The sequence below is a fragment of the Parageobacillus caldoxylosilyticus NBRC 107762 genome, assembly GCF_000632715.1.
In the GTDB taxonomy this organism is placed as follows: Bacteria; Bacillota; Bacilli; order Bacillales; family Anoxybacillaceae; genus Saccharococcus; species Saccharococcus caldoxylosilyticus.
In genome coordinates this window covers 28,382-49,114 of sequence record NZ_BAWO01000049.1, presented here as the reverse complement: position 1 = coordinate 49,114, position 20,733 = coordinate 28,382, and the positions used below count along the sequence as shown (strand labels likewise).

Sequence of the window (20,733 nt, the reverse complement as noted above, 5' to 3'; positions counted from 1 at the left end):
CAGGAATGCTCCTTTCTTTAACAGTTGATCGGTCGGGATGGTTAGGCGAAACACCGTTTGCCCTGGTTTGCTTTTGACAAGTTCGATGTGTCCGGAGAAGCTTTGCATGATATCGCGCGCATGAGTAAGACCGATGCCTGTTGATGGATTGCCATATGAATCATATTTGGTCGTAAAACCGGGCTGAAAAATCCAAGCCGCGTCTTCTTTGGCGATGCCCGTTCCGGTATCGGTAATTTCGATCACAAGGTGGCGTTCCTGCAACCGCGCATGCAGATGGATTGCACCGGTCGACGGAATCGCTTCCACCGCGTTGGCTACTAAATTGTTAAGAACCGAAAGCAGCGGGTAGACGTGATCGGTGGACAAATCTACTGGGCATGTATGCGTAAATGTAATCGTTTTTCCCGCCATCTCGGCATATTTTTCGTTTGCGCGAATTACCATGCCGCACAGCTCATCAATCGGAAGACGTTCCTTAAGCGGCTGGCGTCCGATTAATTTGGACAGGCCGGCGAAAACGCGCTGTATATCTTTTTTCACTTCATGAATATGTTCGGCGATATAAAGTGCAGCGTGTGGTTCAACTTTTTTTCCTTCTATCAAAAAGGAATATAGTTCATAGCTTTTGCGAGTAATTTCTTCGATTAACTGCATCGATTTTTGTAAATAAAACGTTTCCTCATACATTCCTGTGTTAATCATAAGCAATCGTTCTAATTCCTGCTTTCGCGCCTCCGCCAGTGACTGAAAATGTTTGGTCATCAAAATATTGTACACTCCAATGACACAATAGCTGCGTAAAATGGCAAATAATACTAATACAACCATTGATTGATAGGTAACGGTAAACGGTTCGCCTAGCAAATAGCGGACGAACAATTCACAAGCATTGGAAAAAAAATCAAGCCCCGCGCCAAACACCCCGGCACGGATTGGCATTTTCATCAAGCGGCGAAAGCGAACTGCGGATACGATGAGAGCAAAGCTGATATAGTAACATGCCGCCGGGGCATGGGTGAAAAAGCTATCGGCAACAGCCGCCTCTCCTGTCAATAGATCGAGAAGAACGCGGAAAATGACGACGAAACAGCCTGCACAAATCCCGATTATAAGCGGGGGAAGCGCTGCAAAGGAAATGAGTCCGAAAAAAAATACTGCTCCTCCTAATGAGAATCGAAACGGGCTGTCAAACGGATTAATTTTCATTTCGCCGAAGAAGGCGGTAGCCATGATGAGGATGGTGATCATCAAAAGCCGTTCATGCATTGTTTTTCCCCTGTCCACACGCTATTTCCCCTTTTTTGTTCTATTATATAACAAAAGGGGGAAAATAGACCTAATTACACGAGGTTTCCTAGATTAGCGCTGTCTGTATTCCAGTTTTCGAGAAACAAGCGACAGTGAATAATTGACAGCAAAATACATCAGCGCTACTAAAATGAAAATTGGAATGACATAGTTGACATTTTGTCCGTTAATAATTTGCGCATGGTTCATCAATTCTGGAAGGGAGATAACGATCGCTAACGATGTATCCTTCAGTAATGAAATAAATTGACTGACAATGGGCGGCACCATTCGGCGCAAGGCTTGCGGCAAAATGATATACCATAATGTTTGCACATACGTGAGCCCGGAAGAGCGCGCCGCTTCGATTTGCCCTTTGTCAATCGAGTTGAGCCCGCTGCGCACAATTTCCGACAGCATCGCTGATTCAAAGACAACTAGGGCGACAATGGCGGCATAAAATTTATCCAGCTTCAACCCTACTTCCGGAAGGGCGAAATACGTAAAGAAAATAATCAAAAGCAGCGGGAGATTGCGAATCGTTTCCACCATAACAGCAAAAATTTGCGAAATGCCAGGAATTTTTGTATAGCGTATCACACCAATGATGATTCCAAAGATAAAACTAAAAATAATGGATATAAACGCAACTTCTAACGTCACTAAAAATCCTTGCAATAAAAAGGTGAGATGCGCTGGGGCGTATGCACCGGCAAAGTCCATCGCTGTGTCCCTCCTCGCTTACCGGGTTTTGGCCAGGCGGCGTTCCAAATAGCCGACGCCTAAACTTAACGGTATGGTTAATACAAGATAAAATAGAGCGACGAAAATATAGACATCAAAGGTGACGAACGTTTCCGACGAAATTAAATCGCCGAAATACATAAGGTCGAACCCGGCGATCACTCCTAACACAGATGAGTTTTTCACTAGATTGATAAATTGGTTTCCAAGCGGCGGAATGACAATTTTAATCGCCTGCGGCAAGATGATGTAGCGCATCGTCTGCAAGTACGTCAGTCCCGAAGAGCGCGCGGCTTCCATTTGTCCTTTTGGAACGGCCAATATTCCTGAACGGATGACTTCGGCGATAAATGCGGCGGTGTATACCATCAAACCGAGCGTGCCCGCGGTAAACGGATCAAGGCGGATGCCAACGGCGGGCAGACCGACGAAAAAGACAAAGACGATTAAAACAAGCGGAATGTTGCGGATGAATTCGACATAGGCCGCACCAAGCCAGTTTAACGGACGGATCGGCGCAATCCGAAAAATGGCGATAATGATGCCGATGGCTAAGCTTCCGATGAGAGCGAGAACACTAGCTTTTAACGTATTGGTAAACCCTTGCAAATACATATCCCAATGGTCGAACAAAATGGAATATCGTAACATGACGGCTTTTCACCTCGTTTCGTCCTGAAGATGAAACAGATGAGCGAAACCAATACCGCTCATCTGTTTTTTCGTATTATTGTTGCGGTTTTTTTCCGATCCATTTTTCGTAAATTTTGTCGTACTCGCCGTTTTCTTTAATTTCTTTTAAGTATTCGTTAATGACTTGCAATAATTCTTTATCTCCTTTGCGGACGGCGATGCCGTATGGTTCTTCGGTAAACGTTTCGTCAAGAACGCGGTAGTTTGGATCTTGTTTTGCCATTCCCCAAAGCAGCGCATTGTCTGTTGTAAGCGCATCGCCTTGTCCAGCTTTTAAGGCCGTAAACGCTTCGGCGTAGTTTTCAAATTCTAATACATTGACTTGTGGTGCTGCTTTGCGAATGTTTTGCGCGGAAGTAGAACCTTTTGCCGTTAACACGGTCATCCCTTTTTTCAAATCTTTCACGCTGTTAATCTTGCTGTCTTTTTTGACTAGCAGCGATTGGCCGGCCATAAAATAGACATCGGAGAAATCCACTTCTTTTTTCCGCTCTTCCGTGATGGTCATCGTAGCGATAATCGCGTCGATTTCGCCGTTATTCAGCATTGGGATGCGTGTTTTGGATGTTACTTCTTTTAATTCGATTTTGTTTTCGTCACCGAGAATTTTTTTCGCCAACCCTTTGGCGATATCGATATCAAATCCTTCTACTTTTCCGGTTTCCGGATTTTTGAGCCCAAACAGGTTTAAGTCATATTTGACGCCGACAATCAGTTTGCCGCGCTTTTTAATTTTCTCTAACGTGTTCGTCCCGGCCGACGTTTCCGTCGATTTCGCCCCGTCCCCTTTGTTGGACGTGGATGATTCGCTGCTGCATCCGGCTAAAGCAGTAATACTCAATAATGCGATAAGTGCAAGGGTGATCCATATTTTCCAAACCGTTTTTCTTTTCATAAAAAAACCCCCTTTGTTTGATTCGAAACATTTCTTTGCTCATTCATTAATGGTTGAGAATGCGGCGCAGAAATACTTTCGCCCGTTCTTCTTTTGGGTTGGCGAAAAACTCTTCCGGCGGCGCTTCTTCTAAAATGCGGCCTTGGTCCATAAATACGATGCGGTCTGCTACCTCGCGGGCAAATCCCATTTCGTGGGTGACGACGACCATTGTCATGCCTTCTTTCGCCAATTGTTTCATGACGTCGAGCACTTCGCCGATCGTTTCCGGGTCAAGCGCTGATGTTGGCTCGTCAAAGAGCATAATTTTCGGTTTCATCGCCAAGCCTCTGGCGATCGCCACGCGCTGCTGCTGGCCGCCGGATAGCTCGGAAGGGTAGGCATTTGCTTTGTCAGGAATGCCAACTTTTTCTAAATAATACATTGCCGTTTCTTTCGCTTCTTTCTCAGGAATGCGAAGCACTTTCATCGGCGCTAGTGTAATGTTTTGCAATACGGTCATGTGTGGATACAAGTTAAAATGCTGAAACACCATGCCGATGTTGCGCCGCAGTTGGTTAATGTCGATGTGTTTGTCATTGACTTTGACGTTATCCACGATTAATTCGCCGCTCGAAATTGTTTCCAAACGATTGATGCAGCGAACTAATGTGCTTTTCCCCGACCCGGATGGCCCGATAATGACGACGACTTCCCCTTGATGGATCGTTAAATTAATATCTTTTAAGACATGGAAATCACCGTAATATTTGTTTACTTGATGAAAATAAATCAATAAACCCCCTCCTTTTTGTGAAAATTGTTGTTGTTTTCAGAATTGATTGTAAACAAGAACTACAGAAATCTACCGAAAACGACGATAATCTTCTAAGAGGAGCGATGTGGGATGTAATAGGTATCGGAATATTTTATAAAATTTATTTCCACATGAATATTAAAAGTATTATAATGATTATGTGTACGAGTGGATTTGTCTATACTTTTGGAAAGGGGAGAAAACGATGAAATACCGGAAGCTCGGGCGAACAGGGCTGAAAGTAAGTGAGATTAGTTTAGGCAGCTGGCTTACATACGGCAATTCAATTGAGAAAGAAGCGGCGATTCGTGTCATTGATAAAGCGTATGAGTTGGGAATCAACTCGTTTGATACAGCCAACGTGTACGCCCGCGGGGAAGCAGAAAAAATCGTCGGCGAAGCATTGCGCAAATATCCGCGCGAATCATACGTATTGGCGACGAAAGTGTTTTGGCCGATGGGGGACGGCCCAAACGACCGCGGCTTGTCGCGCAAACATGTGTTTGAACAGCTCCATGCCAGCTTAAAACGTCTGCAATTAGATTACGTCGACATTTATTATTGTCACCGCTATGATAAGGAAACGCCGGTAGAGGAAACGCTCCGTACCATTGATGATCTTGTGCGTCAAGGCAAAGTGCTATATGTCGGTGTCAGCGAATGGACAGCCCAGCAAATTCAAGAAGCGCTTGGCACGGCGGATAAATATTTATTGGACCGCATCGTTGTCAACCAGCCGCAATATAACATGTTCCACCGTTACATTGAGAAAGAAATCATTCCGGTTTGCGAACAAAACGGCATTAGCCAAATCGTTTTCTCGCCGCTGGCACAAGGCGTGCTGACCGGAAAATATAAACGCGGGCAAAAAGCGCCGGAGGGAAGCCGGGCGAGCGACCCGAAATCCAATATGTTTATGAGTGACTTACTAAAAGAGGAAATTCTCGTCAAAGTCGAGCAATTAGAAAAAGTAGCCGCCGAACTCGGCATCACCCTTTCCCAATTGGCGCTCGCCTGGGTATTGCGCCAGCCGAACGTCGCAAGCGCCCTCATCGGCGCCAGCCGGCCGGAACAAGTCGAAGAAAACGTCAAAGCCGTGGACGTCCAATTAACAGAAGATGTGCTTGAGAAAATTGAACAAATTCTTGCATAGGTAAACTAGAGAGAAAGAGACAGGTAAGATGCCTGTCTCTTTTTTAGTCTAAAGATTTTTGTCTATTCAAAGTTAAATTTATGAAGAGTAAATGAGTTGTGTGTTGAAGGAATATTTATAGGGAGAAAAAAAGAAGAACAAATGGCTAACAGTATGATTATAATTTCTGTATACAATCAAACTTATCGTGTGAAATTTATTTTAAAATCTCACTTATCTCATTAATACTCGCTCATCTTTGCGAAAATTGAATAAATGTAACGAAAATCTATATATTAGAAGAGAAGGGATTTCAACAGAATTATGTAGACATTTTTAATAAAAATTTAGCTTGACTATTATGAAAATTTGTAATATTATAAAATCGATTCAATGGCGTTAATTATTTTTATCTATATTATAAAACTGTGTTTTATAATATAAAACAATAATGTTGCTTTCTACCCATACACAAAAACAACTTCTTTGGATGATGATTACCGTCACAGAAATTCTTTTTATCTTGGTTATATTAATAAACACGGTTTTATAATTTAAAACGAAACTTTCTTGTTTTTTAAATATATTTTGAAAGCGCTTAATATATTCACCTTTTCTGGTTGGGTAAGTAGCAAATTTTGTTTCTAGAAATCAAAAAAGAGAGGAGCTGTTCCAAAAAAATGAAAAAAATTGGCGTACTCTTTTTCACGTTTTTCGTTTTCATTTCTGTTATTTTGTCAGGTTGTAGTACTGAAAAACAAGCAGCACAGGGGGGAGGGAAAAATGGAGGAACTAAAGTGATTAAAGTAGCAAACTATTTTGCAGAAGATCATCCACAAAATATTGCTTTGAGAGAAAAATTTAAAAAAATGGTTGAAGAAAAGTCAGGTGGAACTCTTAAAGTACAGATTTATCCCAATAGTACTCTAGGGGCTGAAAAGGAATTTTATGACGGTGTGCGCAATGGCACTATTGAAATGGGGATTCCTGGCTTGATTATGCAAAATGATATTCCAAAAATGGGGGTACCAGAGTGGCCGTTTTTATTTAAAGATTTTGAACATGTAAGAAAAGTATTAAATGGACCGATTGGAAAGGAAATTACGGCAGATCTCGAAAAAAAGCATGGTGTTCATCCGTTAGCATGGAGTGCAAATGGATTTAGAATGTTTTCGTCTAATAAAACAATAAATTCTATGGATGACTTTAAGGGGCTACGCATTAGAATGCCTAATATTCCCAACTATATTACTATAGGAAAATTACTTGGAGCAAATGTTACGCCAATGCCAATATCAGAGGTTTTTACGGCACTGGAACAAAAAGTGGTTGATGGACAGGATAATCCTATTGCCACATTACGTGCTTCGGGATGGTATGAGGTCCAAAGTAATGTACTAGAGTCCAAGCATATGTTTAGTCCAAATATCTATATTATTAACAGTAAATTTTGGCATAGTTTGACCCCGGAGCAACAAAAAATTATTGAAGAAGCTGCAAAAGAATCAGCCAATTACGAATTTGAACTTATGGAAAAGAGTTATGAAGAAGATAAAAAATTTTTAGAACAACATGGAATTAAGTTTACAACACCGAGCCCAGAATTTACTAAACAAATGCAAGAAGCAGTACAACCGTTATATGATGAACTTTTTAAAAAATATGATTGGGCAAAAGACTTATATGAAAGGATAAAATCAGAAGCTAAGTAAAACGGATAAAAATGGAAAAAGGATGGTGAATCTATTGAAGAAACTTAGCAAACTAGTAAATGGTATTTTAAATGTATTGATCGTATTGACTCTTGCCATGATGTGTATTTTGGTATTCGGTAATGTTGTCTTACGTTATGTATTTAATTCAGGTATAACTTGGTCCGAAGAAATGTCCCGTTTCCTATTTGTATGGATGGTCTTTTTAGGGGCAATTGCTGCTTTGAAAGAAAATATGCATCTTGGAGTAGACATAGTTATCAATGCATTGCCTCATAAAGCCAAAAAAGTAGTGTTTATCGTTAGCAATTTGTTGGTTCTATATGTTCTTTGGTTATTGTTAAACGGAAGCTGGAAAATGGCTGTGTTGAATATGGATAGCAAAGCGCCCGCGACGGGAACTCCTTTAGGTTTAGTATATGGCATAGGCGTAGTAACAAGTATAGGAATGGCCATTATAGTCTTAGTCAATATGTTTCGAACGCTTTTTGTACGGAACGCATCGTTATCTATGATTTCCAATTCTGATGAGGCAATTATCACTCAGGTGGTCGGTGATGGTGATCAAAAAAAGAACAATATAAAGGATATCGACGCTAATGATTCTACAAAACTAACCGTTTAAATTAAATTACATAATTGGAGGTAAATTATGGTAGGTATATTTTTAGGATCGTTGTTCGGTTCATTAGCTATAGGCATCCCTATTGCTTTCGCACTTATTATAAGTGGTATTGCCTTAATGATTTTTATGGGAAATTTCGATAGCCAGATTATTGCGCAAAATCTTATAAACGGAGCAAATAACTTTTCATTAATGGCAATTCCGTTTTTTGTCCTTGCTGGTGAGTTAATGAATGCAGGAGGAATATCAAAACGAATTGTTGCTTTTGCAATGTCGCTTGTTGGCCATATACGTGGCGGGTTAGGTTTTGTTGCAATTATTGCAAGTGTTTTATTTGCTGGTTTATCTGGTTCGGCAGTAGCCGATACTGCTGCGCTTGGCGCGATTTTAATCCCGATGATGGTTTCCAGAAAATACAATGTTAATCGGTCAACTGGTATTGTTTGTGCCGCCGGAATTATTGCTCCTGTAATTCCTCCTAGTATACCGATGATTATTTTTGGTGTAACAGCAGGCGTCTCTATTACCCAATTGTTTATGGGAGGAATAGTCCCAGGAATTTTAATGGGAGTAGGGTTAATGATTGTGTGGGCGATACTTTCTAGAAGGGATACATGTGAATTGCCGAAAAGAAAAACAACTAAAGAAATTCTTGCTGCAGTACGCGAAGCTATTTGGGCATTGCTATTACCAGCGATTATTATCGGTGGATTAAGAGGAGGGATTTTTACTCCTACCGAGGCAGGAGTTATAGCCGTGTTTTACGCCTTATTGATAGGAACATTGATTTATAGAGAGTTAAAAATTAAAGATTTGTATCAAGTCTTCCTTGCGGCTGCTAAAACAACAAGTGTTGTTATGTTCGTTGCGGCTGCTGCTATGGTTTCGGCCTGGTTAATCACAGTGGCGAATGTACCAGCGGAAATGGCGAATATGCTAGGGGGGTTAGTTAATAAACCTTTACTACTTATGATTATAATTAATATCTTATTATTATTGGTTGGATTGGTTATGGACCTTACACCAGCGATCCTTATCTTTACTCCGGTTTTATTGCCGCTTGCTAAATTAGCTGGAATCGATCCGATTTATTTTGGGATTATTATGGTGATTAATTTATGTATTGGATTGATTACTCCGCCAGTAGGAACAGTTTTATACGTAGGCTGCGGAATCAGCAAACTCAGTTTGTGGGAATTAACTAAGGGAATTTGGCCGTTTTTGATCGTTCACGTTGTAATATTAATGTTGCTGATTTTATTCCCTTCAATAGTTGCTGTTCCTTTAGGATGGTTTAACTAAATTTGTTTAGGCAATAGTCATAGGATGGGGGACTGAAAATGAAAAGGATGTTAGGGGGATAAAGTATGAAAAAAATCTTTAAGGCTAGGAAATTTATTGTTGGCCTTCTATCAGTGGGGTTACTTTTTCTAAGCGCTTGTGGTTCTAATGCTACCCAAGGAGGAACAAAGTCTAATAATCATGGAATCCAAGAAAGGATTATTAAAGCAGGAATCGGGCTAAATGAAGATCATCCAGAAGGGCAAGGACTTCTGAAATTCAAGGAAATAGTAGAGAAAAAAAGTGGGGGAAAATTGAAAGTTCAAACGTATTTTAGCGCAACTTTAGGCGATGATTTAAAAATGACCGAGGCGCTGCAAAGTGGCACACAAGAAATTACTATCCCATCAACTTCTCCTTTAGTTGGAATAGTCAAAGAATTCGGTATATTCGATTTTCCATTCCTTTTTAATACTGCAGAAGAAGCGGATGCGATTTTAGACGGACCTATAGGTAAAAAATTGTTAGAAAAACTTCCTGAACATAGGTTGATTGGTCTTGCTTATTGGGAGAACGGGTTCCGGAATGTCACTAATAGCAAACATCCAATTAATACGATAGATGATTTTAAAGGCTTAAAATTACGGACCATGCAAAATCAGGTGCATATTGATGCGTTTAAAAAACTTGGTGCTAACCCAACGCCAATGGCTTTTTCAGAAGTTTTCACAGCTCTTGAAAGCAAAACAGTTGATGGTCAAGAAAATCCATTAGCGACAATTAAATCTAATAAATATTATGAGGTACAAGACTATTTAAGCCTTACTAAGCATGTTTACACACCATTTGTTTTCTTAGTCAGCAAAAAATTCTGGGATAGCTTATCACCAGAAGAACAGAAGATTCTACAGGATGCAGCTGTGGAAGCTGGCAAGTATCAACGAGAGCTTAGTCGTCAAGAAGATAAAAAGGCATTAGAGGAGTTAAAGAAAACCGGTATTAAAATTAATGAAGTAAGTGATGGGGAACGGAAAAAGATGGAAGAAGCTATTAAACCTGTTATCGATAAATATGCTAAAGAATTTGGAGAAGATCTCGTAAATGAAATGTATAGCGAATTAGAAAAAATTCGCAAATAATTGGAAAAATATGGTTAATATTTATTAAGCAGGTTTTAAGATGAATGCAAGGATTGATAGATAGGGAAGAGGTACTTCTGGCTTTAGTATTGGCGTTTCTTCCCTATTTCCTCCAAAGATACGCTGATAGAGAATTCTATTGCTGTGGTTTGTTTATGTAATAAAAAAATCAATTTAATAGAGGGAGGAAAAATGGGAATAATTAATGATCTGCTCAAAGACGTGCCAATTCCGAAAATGATCAAGATTAGGCAAAACTTTCACGCTCCTGAAATTGCAGATGTTCCTAAAGCAGTCCATAAGAGTATTCAGCAAGCCAATGTTCTCCATAGAATTTCCCCCGGCGATCGAGTGGCAATTGCTGTAGGAAGCCGCGGCGTGGCAGATATAGCCATTATTACTAGGGAAGTCGTAAACGCTGTTAAACAGGTAGGTGGAAATCCTTTCATCGTACCGGCAATGGGTAGTCACGGGGGGGCAACTGCTGAAGGTCAGAAAGAGGTACTAATACACTTGGGAGTTACAGAAGAATTTGTAGGTGCGCCTATTTGTTCTAGTATGGAAGTAGTAGAAGTAGGAAGGTTAGATAATGGGCTTCCAGTTTACACGGATAAACTTGCATATGAGGCAGATAAAATAATTGTCATAAATAGGGTTAAACCACATACCGCTTTTCGGGGGCCAGTTGAAAGCGGATTGATGAAAATGATAACAATTGGTCTCGGTAAGCAAAAAGGTGCCGAAGCAGCCCATAAATATAGCTTTAAGTATATGAGTAAACATGTGATTGAAATGGCAAAAATAGTTATTCGTAAGGCGCCAGTTATTTTTGGTGTAGCTGTTTTGGAAAATGCATATGATCGCCCTGCCAAAATTGTTACAGTCCCAGCCGAGCATATCGAGACAGTGGAACCTGAACTATTGATAAAGGCAAAAGCATTGATGCCCAGAATTATGTTTAGCCCAATTGATGTGCTTGTAGTAGATGAAATAGGGAAGGATATTTCAGGAGATGGAATGGATCCAAATATTACAGGCAGGTACGCTACTCCCTATGCAACTGGCGGCCCGGAAGTGACACGCATAGTGGTATTAAGTTTATCTGAAAAAACACAGGGCAACGCCAATGGTATCGGTCTTGCTGATATCACAACAAATAAAGTTAAGGAACAAATCGTATGGGAAAAAGGATACGCTAATGCTTTAACAAGCACAGTGGTTTCTGTAGTAAAACTACCAATGTGTTTAGAAACAGAAGAATTAGCAGTGAAAGCAGCTATCAAAACCTGCAATGCTTTTGATATGAACAGAGTCAGAATGGTCAGGATAAAAAATACGCTGGTACTTAGAGATATTTGGATTTCTGAGAGTCTCTTAGATGAAGCCAGACAAATGAAGGATATAGAGATTTTATCAGAACCTTTCGAAATGGATTTTTCAATCACTTAGAAAAAATATAATTTCTGTGTCTAGTGTTAACTAACTTTATCCTCATTCAAATTCAAATAGCCACAAACAAATCTTCTATTTATTGGGGAAGGGGTAATATTATGCCAGCGGTTAAATATCCATATATTGAGAGCAAAGTCAATCCATATCGTGATAACGTGCAGGGAAAAGCAAATGAACCTATATGTGTGGCAGGCCTGCTTGATCGTTCTAAACAGATCCTTGGTCCCGAATTAAAAGGAATGCAGCCAGATTGGACGTTGGAAGAAATATATGACAGATTACATAATAATGCTCCTAGAATTGCAATTATAGGAGGATCCGCTGATCACCCTGCTCATATTATGGATTTTCAAACGATCGCTCGAGCCGCCATTCGCATTTGGCAAAATGGAGGAGTTCCGTTTCAATTTTCGACACCAGTAATGTGTGACGGGACGGCACAGAGCAATCAAGGAATGAGTTATTCCCTACAAAGTCGAAATGCTGTCGCACAGATGATTGTTAATCAGATGGAAGCACATAGCTATCATGGGGCTTTTGTTATTCAAGGTTGCGATAAACAACCGCTTGGGGTTGTCAGTGCTTTAGCACATCTTGATCGTGTTCGGAGGGAAAGAGGCGAAGCTCCTTTCTTTGCCACTTTTGCTCCGGCGCATGTTTTAAAAGGAGGAACCATTCCCCCGCGCTTATATGCTGAATTAGAAGAAGTTGCCCGGCATGCCGAGTCAATAGGGGAGGAAGATATTGCATACGATTTGCGCGATGCACTTTCATATATTTTGCAATGTTCATCAAACACTGCATTCCAAGGTGTATTGGAAAGAGCAAGAGAAAAAGGGATTATTACAATAGAACAACATGAAGATTATGAAAAACGTTTAGCAGTAGCAACTTGCGATAGTCAGGGTGGGGTGTGCGCATTTAACGGAACTGGCAATAGTTCCAGACATCTCATAGCAGGTTTGGGACTGATTCATCCCGCACTGGAGCTTTTAACTGCTCCGCCTACACAGGAACAAATAAACGCCGCGCTGGATAGCTTGGTGCATTTCATTAATAACCCAATATATGGAGTTACTAATATAATGGCTGCGAATATTAAAAATGCCATTAGAATTCACAGTGCTACTGGCGGATCTACCAATATCATGATGCATATTGTGGCAGCAATGCTTTATGGAGGGTACAAGTTTGATTTACGGGAGTACGATAAAATCCATCATGAAGTACCGATTCCAGATTTATTTGACTACAGTTTAACACAAGGAAGAGATATCTACGCTTTAGCCATTCAGTGCTGCAGTGGGAAAATAAGAGGAATGGAAACCGTATTTCATGAGTTGATGAATAACGGAGTTCCAATGGACATTGATGCGCCGACGGTTACGGGAACGACATGGAGAGAAAGACTTTCCGTGAAGAAAGATCAATTGCCAGCCGAAAACGTTGAAAATAATCCGATTATTCTCTCTAAACCAAAACGGCCATTTAGTGGCGTTGATGTTTTATCAGGAAACTTTTTTGAAAGTGCGGTAGTAAAAATTAGCGGAATGTCAACCACACAAATTGATGAGTTCGATAAGAAAATTGCATTTGTTCTATATTATGAGAATGAAGATGACGCAAATGAAGGGCTTCTAGATGTTAATCTGTTAGAAAAACTGAAGTTAAATCGTAGTTTTAATTATAAAAGCTTGATCGCTGTATTAAAACATAATTCCCCGCATCTATTTGATTCGTTAAAAGACAAGGAATATGATGAATTATTCGATACGATGGTGAAAGAAGGTGCACTTAAAATAGCTGTCGTTATATCCGGTCAAGGACCAGAGGCGTTTGGTATGCCGGAAATGTTTACACCAATGCAACATATTAATGCGAACAGACAGTTAAAGCGCATTGCTACTCTCATTAGTGATGGGCGCTATTCAGGTGTAACATACGGTGCGGCTATTGGTCATATGACTCCCGAGGCGATTAAGGGTGGAGGCATACTCTATTTGAAAACAGGAGATCTTCTATATATTGGCCTTCGGGAACGGAAAATTCAGTTTTTAAATGAAAGTGCTTTTCAAGACGGTAAACTTTTATTTGAATTTGAGAGTATTAAACAGGAAAGAAAAGAGATTGCGAAAAACAGACTAGAAAATATGCGGAAACGTCAACGGCGTATTGCAGCTAGCAATCGTTTAATTGGGCATACGGATGCTGCAAATGGGGTAGTTCCTTTCTATGTAGCCGAGGAAGCAGTATACGATTATAAAAAAGATGTTATCTTCCCTGTTTATGGAAAATGAAATAGTAAGTAATTAAGGAGGTGAGGGATATTATTAAGTGCCGAACAATGATACTCAAACAGCAAAAAATAAAAATAGTAGGAATTTTTAGTTAGTATTCTTCACTCTCTATATATTATAATTATAAAGTAATTCATTGCTAAAAATGTTCTAGAAAACACAGGTATAGTTCCAATATCTATTGTTAAAGAGGGTGAAGAATATGCCATTGATTCAATCTGTTGACCGTGCTCTTCGTATCTTAGATCTATTTGATGAATATGAAACAGAGTTAAAAATTACGGATATTAGCGAAAAAATGCAACTTCATAAAAGTACTGTACATTCACTGTTAAAAACACTCCAACACCACCATTATATAGAGCAGAACCCGGAAAACGGTAAGTATAGATTGGGAATGAAATTGTTTGAGAGAGGAAATTTAGTGATTCGCCATCTTGATATTCGGGCAATTTCCAAGAAGCACCTAATTGATATATCAGTAAAAACTGGTAATACCGTTCATCTTGTTATACTTGATGGGAAAGAAGGAATTTATATTGACAAGGTAGAAGGAACCTCGGGGACAGTTTTATATTCGAGGATTGGAAGGAGAGTTCCTGTTCACAGTAGTGCGGTAGGAAAAGCATTAATTGCTTTCAAAGATGATAAAGAACTTAAAGAGTTTTTAAAAGGGTATGTTTATAAGCGTCATACTGCTAACACTATCACTAGTGAAGAACAATTTCTTGCCGAGCTCGAAAAAGTTAGAAAAAATGGCTATGCGCTTGATAATGAAGAAAACGAACCAGGTATTACATGTGTAGCTGTTCCTATTTGGGATCATTCTGGAAATGTTATAGCGGCGATGAGCATATCCCAACCGTCTGCGAAAGTCAATGATTTGGTACTTAAGGAAGAAGTACAGCTATTAAAAAATGCCGCTAATCTCATTTCTAAAGAGTTGGGGTATTCTAAACATGGCAGTTCACATCTGTAAATACCATTTAGGTCCCTTTTTTGTCGAAATAATAAAACAGAGTTTTTTAATATAAAACAAAAGGAGACGAATGTATGAGGATCATTCGATATTTAAACGAAAATTCAGATGCCGTATTAGCTGCTGTTACAGATGATAATCAAATATACCCTCTTCCATTCAACGACTTTATCGATATTATTTATGAAGCAAAAAATGCCGGATTGACCCCTTTAAATTATATTTATGGATTCATTACCGGAAAAAAGAGTTTGCAAAAAGATTTGTCTCAATTAAACCTGCTTGTGCCGATTGTTGCGCCTGAGGTTTGGGCTTCAGGTGTAACGTACGAAAAAAGTCGTGAAGCAAGAAATTACGAAACGACAGATAAAGCAAATGGTGGTGAAACATGTTACGACAAGGTATATAACGCGGCAAGACCTGAGATATTCTTGAAATCTACCGCTGCCCGTACTATAGGTCCTAATGAACCGGTTTATTTGCGGAGTGATTCTAACTGGCAAATTCCCGAACCTGAAGTGGGCTTAGTGATAACCAAAGAAGGGGAAATTGTTGGATATACGATTGGTAATGATATGAGCTGCAGAGATATTGAAGGGGAAAATCCTCTTTATTTACCACAGGCTAAAATATGGAAGAATTCCTGTTCGATTGGCCCAGCAATCCGACTTTCTGAAACGGTAAAAAATCCGTATGATCTTCAAATAACGTGCCGTATATATCGAAACAACCAACTTGTAGTAGAGGAAAGTGCAAATACAAGACAACTAAAAAGAAGATATGATGAATTAGTTTCTTTCTTAATTCGTGATAACAAAGTATTTGATGGAACCGTATTGTTAACGGGTACATCAATAGTTCCGCCAAATCATTTCACCCTTCAAGATCAGGATCGTATTGAGATTGAAATTCCAGAAATAGGTGTGCTTTCAAATCCAGTAAAAGCATTAGCACACAAAACAGTTGTAAAGTAAATATAAAAGTTTTCCTTTATGTTGCAGATAGCAAGGTTATTTAGGTTTCCATATTCAAAAATAATAGGGAATAGGAGTGAAGTTGTTATGACAGTGCAAACAGAAGTAAAAACCTATTTCAACTATATCAATGGAGAATGGGTAAGTTCAGTAACGAATGAAGTGGAAGCAAGCATAAACCCGGCTAATAAAAACGAAGTTGTTGGATATATTCAACGTTCATCTATAGAAGATTTAAACGAGGCAGTGGCCGCAGCGAAACGGGCGCAAAAATCATGGCGGAAACGATCCGGAGTAGAGAGAGGGGAGTATTTATACAGAGCAGCAGATATTCTTGAAAGACGTCTCGAAGAAATTGCGGAAACGATGACAAGAGAAATGGGAAAGACGTTTGGTGAAGCAAAAGCAGAAACAATGAGGGGAGTCCATATATTACGTTATTATGCCGGAGAAGGAGTTAGAAAAATTGGCGATGTTATTCCATCAAGTGATAATGAGGCTTTAATGTTCACTACGCGAGTTCCGCTCGGAGTAGTTGGTGTCATTTCGCCGTGGAATTTCCCTGTAGCTATTCCTATATGGAAGATGGCGCCTGCTCTTGTATATGGAAACACAGTTGTTTTAAAACCTGCAAGCGAAGCTGCTGTAACGGCTGCCAAAGTGATAGAGTGTTTCCATGAAGCCGGTTTTCCGAAGGGAGTCGTCAATATGATATGCGGTCCGGGTTCTGTAATCGGTCAAGGGATCGCGAATCATCCGGATATTAACGGAGTTACGTTTACAGGTTCAAATACTGTAGGAAAACTGGTGGGAAAAGCAGCTTTTGAACGCGGCGCGAAATACCAACTTGAAATGGGAGGAAAAAATCCTGTCATTGTCGCTAAAGATGCGGACTTGGATCTTGCTGTCGAAGGAACGATAAATGGGGGATTGCGTTCAACGGGTCAGAAATGCACTGCTACAAGCCGTGTCTTTGTGGAAAGCGAAGTATATGAAACATTTAAAGAAAAACTTCTCGCAAAAGTAAAGCAACTAAAAATAGGAAATGGGATGGACAGCGAAACATGGATGGGTCCATGTGTAAGTGAGGCACAATTAAATACCGTTCTCTCCTATATTGAAAAAGGAAAAGCAGAAGGGGCAGATTTAATTTACGGCGGCAAAAGATGTATAGAAGGTGAATTCGCCAATGGTTTTTATGTAGAACCGACTATTTTTGAAAATGTAGACATAAACATGACTATTGCACGGGAAGAAATATTTGGACCTGTGCTTGCATTGATCAAAGTTCATAGCATCGAGGAAGCGTTAGAACTCGCCAATGACACAGAATACGGGTTAAGCGCCTCCATTTATACAAAAGATATTCGCAACATTCTCTCGTTTATTAATGAAATAGAAGCTGGACTAGTAAAAGTGAATGCTGAAACAGCCGGAGTGGAGTTTCAAGCGCCTTTTGGTGGAATGAAACAATCAAGTTCTCATTCTAGAGAACAGGGGCAAGCAGCAATAGAGTTTTTTACATCTATTAAAACAGTATTGGTTAAAGCATAAATCATCGTGTTCCCCTCATCCATTTTGAGGGGAACATCCTATCACTTCATTAAAGATATGTGCGGCGACCAATATAGTATGTATCCATCTTTTGATAAACGAAGCTGTATCCACGGAGGGATATAAATTTGGAAGAGAACTTATTGGAGACAAAAAAAGAGCATCTTATTCATCTCTTAAGAGATATGGGAAACGTATTGGTGGCTTTTTCGGGTGGAGTAGATAGTACATTCCTGTTAGCGATTGCAAAGCAAGTACTTGGTGATCGCGTGATGGCGGTTACTGCAGTTTCAGAAACGTTTCCGACTAGGGAAGTACAGTTGGCCTCCAAGCTTGCCAAACAAATAGGTGTCAAACACTTGAAGCTTCAAATAAATGAATTAGAAAATGCCGATTTTGTCAAAAATGACTTTACCCGCTGCTTTCATTGTAAGAATCATTTGTACACACAGTTAAAAGAGTTGGTGAAGAAATATGGAGATGTATATACGATTGTTGACGGTTCTAATATGGATGATTTAGGAGAATACCGTCCGGGACTGAAAGCAGCAAGACAGCTTGGTGTGCGGAGTCCTCTCCAAGAAGCAAGGTTTTACAAAGATGAAATCCGAATATTGTCAAAGGAAATGGGGCTAGAAACATGGAATAAGCCTTCCTTTGCCTGCTTATCATCGCGTATCCCTTACGGAACGAAAATTACAAAAGAGAAAATCGATCAACTTGATAAATCGGAAGAATTTCTTTTGGGGCTTGGTTTTTATCAAGTTCGTGTTCGCCATCATGGAGAAATAGCTAGAATTGAGGTTTTTCCTGAAGAGATGCCGCGTATCATTCAATATCATCAGGAAATCCATCATAAATTAAGAGAACTGGGATTTCTATATGTAACCCTTGACCTAGGAGGATATAGATCAGGAAGTATGAATGAAGTTTTGAAAAAAGGAATGGTAAAATGAAGGATTCGCTTAGAGAAATACTTGAGCAATTAAAAGGCGGGAATATCTCTGTAGAAGAAGCATACGAAACATTGCGCACATACGATGATATTGGATATGCAACGTTGGACATTCACCGCGAAAAAAGGAAGGGTTTCCCAGAAATAATTTTTGGAGAGGGGAAAAATAAAGAACATTTACTTGGTATTTTCGAAAGATTAATGAAATTCCACAAAAAAGTACTTGCTACACGGATTAATAAGGAAAAGGCAGATTATCTGATAATAAATTTACAAGATCGTTATCCTCTCGAATGCTTTCATTATCATCATGATGCAAGGGTTTTTTATTGGGTTTCTAAAGACTATGTGGAAACAAAAAAACAAGGATACATTGCTGTTGTCAGTGCAGGAACATCCGATTTTGCCGTTGCTGAAGAAGCTGCTGTGACCGCTGAGTTTTTCGGTTGCGAAGTCAAGAGAGTATACGATGTAGGTGTTGCTGGTATTCATCGTTTATTGGATAGAGTTTCTGTTATTGAACAGGCACACGTTGTGATCGTAGTTGCAGGTATGGAAGGGGCGCTTGCAAGTGTAGTGGGAGGGCTTGTTTCCAAACCTGTTATTGCTGTACCTACAAGTGTGGGATATGGAGCTAATTTCCAAGGGATTTCCGCTTTGCTTACTATGTTAAATTCATGCGCTAGCGGAGTTGCAGTTGTTAATATTGATAACGGTTTCGGGGCCGGATATTATGCTGCTACTATTCTATCTGTCATTGAACAGTCCGTTGCGAAGGCAATGAAACAAGAGGTGGAGAAAAATGAAGATTCTCTATCTTGATTGTTTTTCGGGAATTAGCGGCGATATGATGGTTGGCGCTTTAGTAGATGCGGGGGTATCACCGGAACGGATTGAAACAGAATTAAAAAAGCTTCCGATTTCAGGATATAAATTACAATGGAGCAAGGTTATAAAAAAGGGGATTTCTGCTACAAAGTTGGATGTAATCCTGGATGATAACTACAGAGACAAACATGATGCCTACTCCCACCATCATGACTCGTTAAATCATTCAACCCTGCATTCACATCGGCATTATTCTTACATAGTCGATATGATCAATCACTCGGAATTACATCCGGAAGTAAAGAAACGCAGCCAACAAATTTTTCATGCTATTGCCACGGCAGAGGCAAAAATCCACCATATTCCTGTTGAAAAAGTTCATTTCCACGAGATAGGTGCAATTGACTCAATTGTTGATATTGTCGCCACTGCTGTCGCGTTAGAAGAGCTTAAAATTGATCAAATCATTTCTTCTCCTATTCCGGTTGGAAGTGGATATATCGATTGTGCGCATGGGACCTACCCTGTTCCAGCTCCTGCGACGTTGGAGATACTTCGAAACGTACCAATCAAGGCTAGCAAATTGCCGTTTGAGTTAACAACCCCAACGGGAGCAGGGATTGTGAAAAGTCAAGTGACTTCATTTGGACCAATTCCGACGATGACCATATCGTATATTGGGTATGGTGCAGGAACACGTGATTTACCGAACCAGCCAAATGTTTTACGAGTTGTAGTAGGCGAAATGGCTGATGCTTTGCTAGAACATGAATATTTATTACCTTTGCAACAAGAGATCATTCATATTCTAGAGTGCCATGTAGATGACATGTCGGGGGAGGCGTTGGGATATGTAATGGAAGGGCTTTTTCAAAGGGGGGCACTCGATGTGTTTTATACACCCATTTTTATGAAGAAAAACCGCCCTGGGGTCCTTCTTACTGTTTTGGCTTCGTCCAATAGTGTAGAGGAATGTGAACAATTTATTTTCAAAGAAACGACAACCCTTGGTGTCAGAAAAAATATATGTACAAGAAGTATTCTAGGAAGAAATAGTGTAAGTGTTCCTACACCGTATGGAAATATTCGTGTAAAACAGGCTATTCAAAATGGAAAAATAATAAGACAAGTACCAGAATACGAGGATGTAAAAAAAGCCGCTACGGATCATCAAGCTGCTTTTTTAGAAGTATATACAGCGGCGGTGGAATATGCTAGGAAAAGATCAAGGGGAGAAGAATCGTAATGGAATTAGGTGTATTTTCAACTTTAATGGTCGGACTTTTTTTAGGAATTAAACACTCTTTGGAGCCTGATCACGTAATAGCTGTCTCAACTATTGCCAACAAAAGCAAAAGCTTGTTTCGCTCCCTGCTGGACGGTATTT

Annotated in this window: 18 protein-coding genes and 1 pseudogene; 14 read left to right on the top strand and 5 right to left on the bottom strand. The window is 39.8% G+C overall.

Going from position 1 to position 20,733, the window contains the following annotated elements; translation table 11 throughout:
* From GCA01S_RS13260 to GCA01S_RS13240, 5 genes are all read right to left on the bottom strand, one after another.
* A partial coding sequence (locus tag GCA01S_RS13260; RefSeq protein WP_042410662.1) for an ATP-binding protein occupies positions 1–1,269 on the bottom strand: 1,269 nt, incomplete at its 3' end.
* A gap of 93 nt (positions 1,270–1,362) precedes the next feature.
* Positions 1,363–2,013 carry an amino acid ABC transporter permease gene (locus GCA01S_RS13255; RefSeq protein ID WP_042410660.1) on the bottom strand — a complete coding sequence of 217 codons (651 nt, stop codon included), beginning with the start codon at positions 2,011–2,013 and terminating at the stop codon, positions 1,363–1,365.
* Between the two features lie 18 nt (positions 2,014–2,031).
* The gene (locus tag GCA01S_RS13250) at positions 2,032–2,685 is read right to left on the bottom strand and encodes an amino acid ABC transporter permease (protein ID WP_042410657.1); all 654 of its coding nucleotides are present in this window, start codon (positions 2,683–2,685) and stop codon (positions 2,032–2,034) included.
* A 76-nt stretch (positions 2,686–2,761) separates the two neighbouring features.
* Positions 2,762–3,622 carry a glutamate ABC transporter substrate-binding protein gene (locus tag GCA01S_RS13245; RefSeq protein ID WP_017437279.1) on the bottom strand — a complete coding sequence of 287 codons (861 nt, stop codon included), beginning with the start codon at positions 3,620–3,622 and terminating at the stop codon, positions 2,762–2,764.
* Positions 3,623–3,668: 46 nt separating this feature from the next.
* On the bottom strand, positions 3,669–4,397 hold the full coding sequence (locus GCA01S_RS13240; protein ID WP_017437280.1) for an amino acid ABC transporter ATP-binding protein: 729 nt from the start codon (positions 4,395–4,397) through the stop codon (positions 3,669–3,671).
* Positions 4,398–4,623: 226 nt separating this feature from the next.
* On the opposite strand from GCA01S_RS13240, the gene GCA01S_RS13235 reads away from it, so the two are divergent.
* From GCA01S_RS13235 to GCA01S_RS13170, 14 genes and pseudogenes are all read left to right on the top strand, one after another.
* Entirely contained in the window at positions 4,624–5,571 is a 948-nt protein-coding gene (locus tag GCA01S_RS13235; protein WP_017437282.1) for an aldo/keto reductase family protein, read from the top strand.
* 659 nt (positions 5,572–6,230) lie between these two features.
* Complete coding sequence (locus GCA01S_RS13230) at positions 6,231–7,262, top strand: TRAP transporter substrate-binding protein (protein WP_042410655.1); 1,032 nt, start codon at positions 6,231–6,233, stop codon at positions 7,260–7,262.
* Between the two features lie 34 nt (positions 7,263–7,296).
* A complete protein-coding gene (locus tag GCA01S_RS13225; protein ID WP_081804201.1) occupies positions 7,297–7,887 on the top strand; it encodes a TRAP transporter small permease in 591 nt (196 codons plus the stop codon).
* A 24-nt stretch (positions 7,888–7,911) separates the two neighbouring features.
* On the top strand, positions 7,912–9,189 hold the full coding sequence (locus GCA01S_RS13220) for a TRAP transporter large permease (RefSeq protein WP_042410653.1): 1,278 nt from the start codon (positions 7,912–7,914) through the stop codon (positions 9,187–9,189).
* Between the two features lie 65 nt (positions 9,190–9,254).
* Positions 9,255–10,307, top strand: a complete 1,053-nt coding sequence (locus GCA01S_RS13215) for a TRAP transporter substrate-binding protein (RefSeq protein ID WP_042410650.1) — start codon at positions 9,255–9,257, stop codon at positions 10,305–10,307.
* Between the two features lie 192 nt (positions 10,308–10,499).
* Positions 10,500–11,756 (top strand): nickel pincer cofactor-dependent isomerase, group 22, encoded by a 1,257-nt coding sequence (locus tag GCA01S_RS13210; protein ID WP_017437287.1) that lies wholly within the window; start codon positions 10,500–10,502, stop codon positions 11,754–11,756.
* 101 nt (positions 11,757–11,857) lie between these two features.
* Complete coding sequence (locus GCA01S_RS13205) at positions 11,858–14,056, top strand: dihydroxy-acid dehydratase domain-containing protein (protein WP_042410647.1); 2,199 nt, start codon at positions 11,858–11,860, stop codon at positions 14,054–14,056.
* Positions 14,057–14,258: 202 nt separating this feature from the next.
* The gene (locus GCA01S_RS13200) at positions 14,259–15,035 is read left to right on the top strand and encodes an IclR family transcriptional regulator (protein ID WP_017437289.1); all 777 of its coding nucleotides are present in this window, start codon (positions 14,259–14,261) and stop codon (positions 15,033–15,035) included.
* 74 nt (positions 15,036–15,109) lie between these two features.
* Entirely contained in the window at positions 15,110–16,009 is a 900-nt protein-coding gene (locus tag GCA01S_RS13195) for a fumarylacetoacetate hydrolase family protein (protein ID WP_017437290.1), read from the top strand.
* An 87-nt stretch (positions 16,010–16,096) separates the two neighbouring features.
* A complete protein-coding gene (gucD, locus tag GCA01S_RS13190) occupies positions 16,097–17,563 on the top strand; it encodes an alpha-ketoglutaric semialdehyde dehydrogenase GucD (RefSeq protein ID WP_042410645.1) in 1,467 nt (488 codons plus the stop codon).
* Between the two features lie 128 nt (positions 17,564–17,691).
* Positions 17,692–18,519 (top strand): ATP-dependent sacrificial sulfur transferase LarE, encoded by an 828-nt coding sequence (larE, locus tag GCA01S_RS13185; RefSeq protein ID WP_042410643.1) that lies wholly within the window; start codon positions 17,692–17,694, stop codon positions 18,517–18,519.
* Entirely contained in the window at positions 18,516–19,340 is an 825-nt protein-coding gene (gene larB / locus GCA01S_RS13180) for a nickel pincer cofactor biosynthesis protein LarB (RefSeq protein ID WP_042410642.1), read from the top strand. The genes larE and larB overlap by 4 nt, the downstream gene beginning before the upstream one ends.
* On the top strand, positions 19,321–20,592 hold the full coding sequence (larC, locus tag GCA01S_RS13175; RefSeq protein ID WP_017437294.1) for a nickel pincer cofactor biosynthesis protein LarC: 1,272 nt from the start codon (positions 19,321–19,323) through the stop codon (positions 20,590–20,592). The genes larB and larC overlap by 20 nt, the downstream gene beginning before the upstream one ends.
* Positions 20,592–20,732, top strand: a pseudogene (locus tag GCA01S_RS13170) (urease accessory protein); the annotation flags it as partial. The gene larC and the pseudogene GCA01S_RS13170, both read left to right, overlap by 1 nt.
* Position 20,733 lies beyond the last annotated feature (1 nt).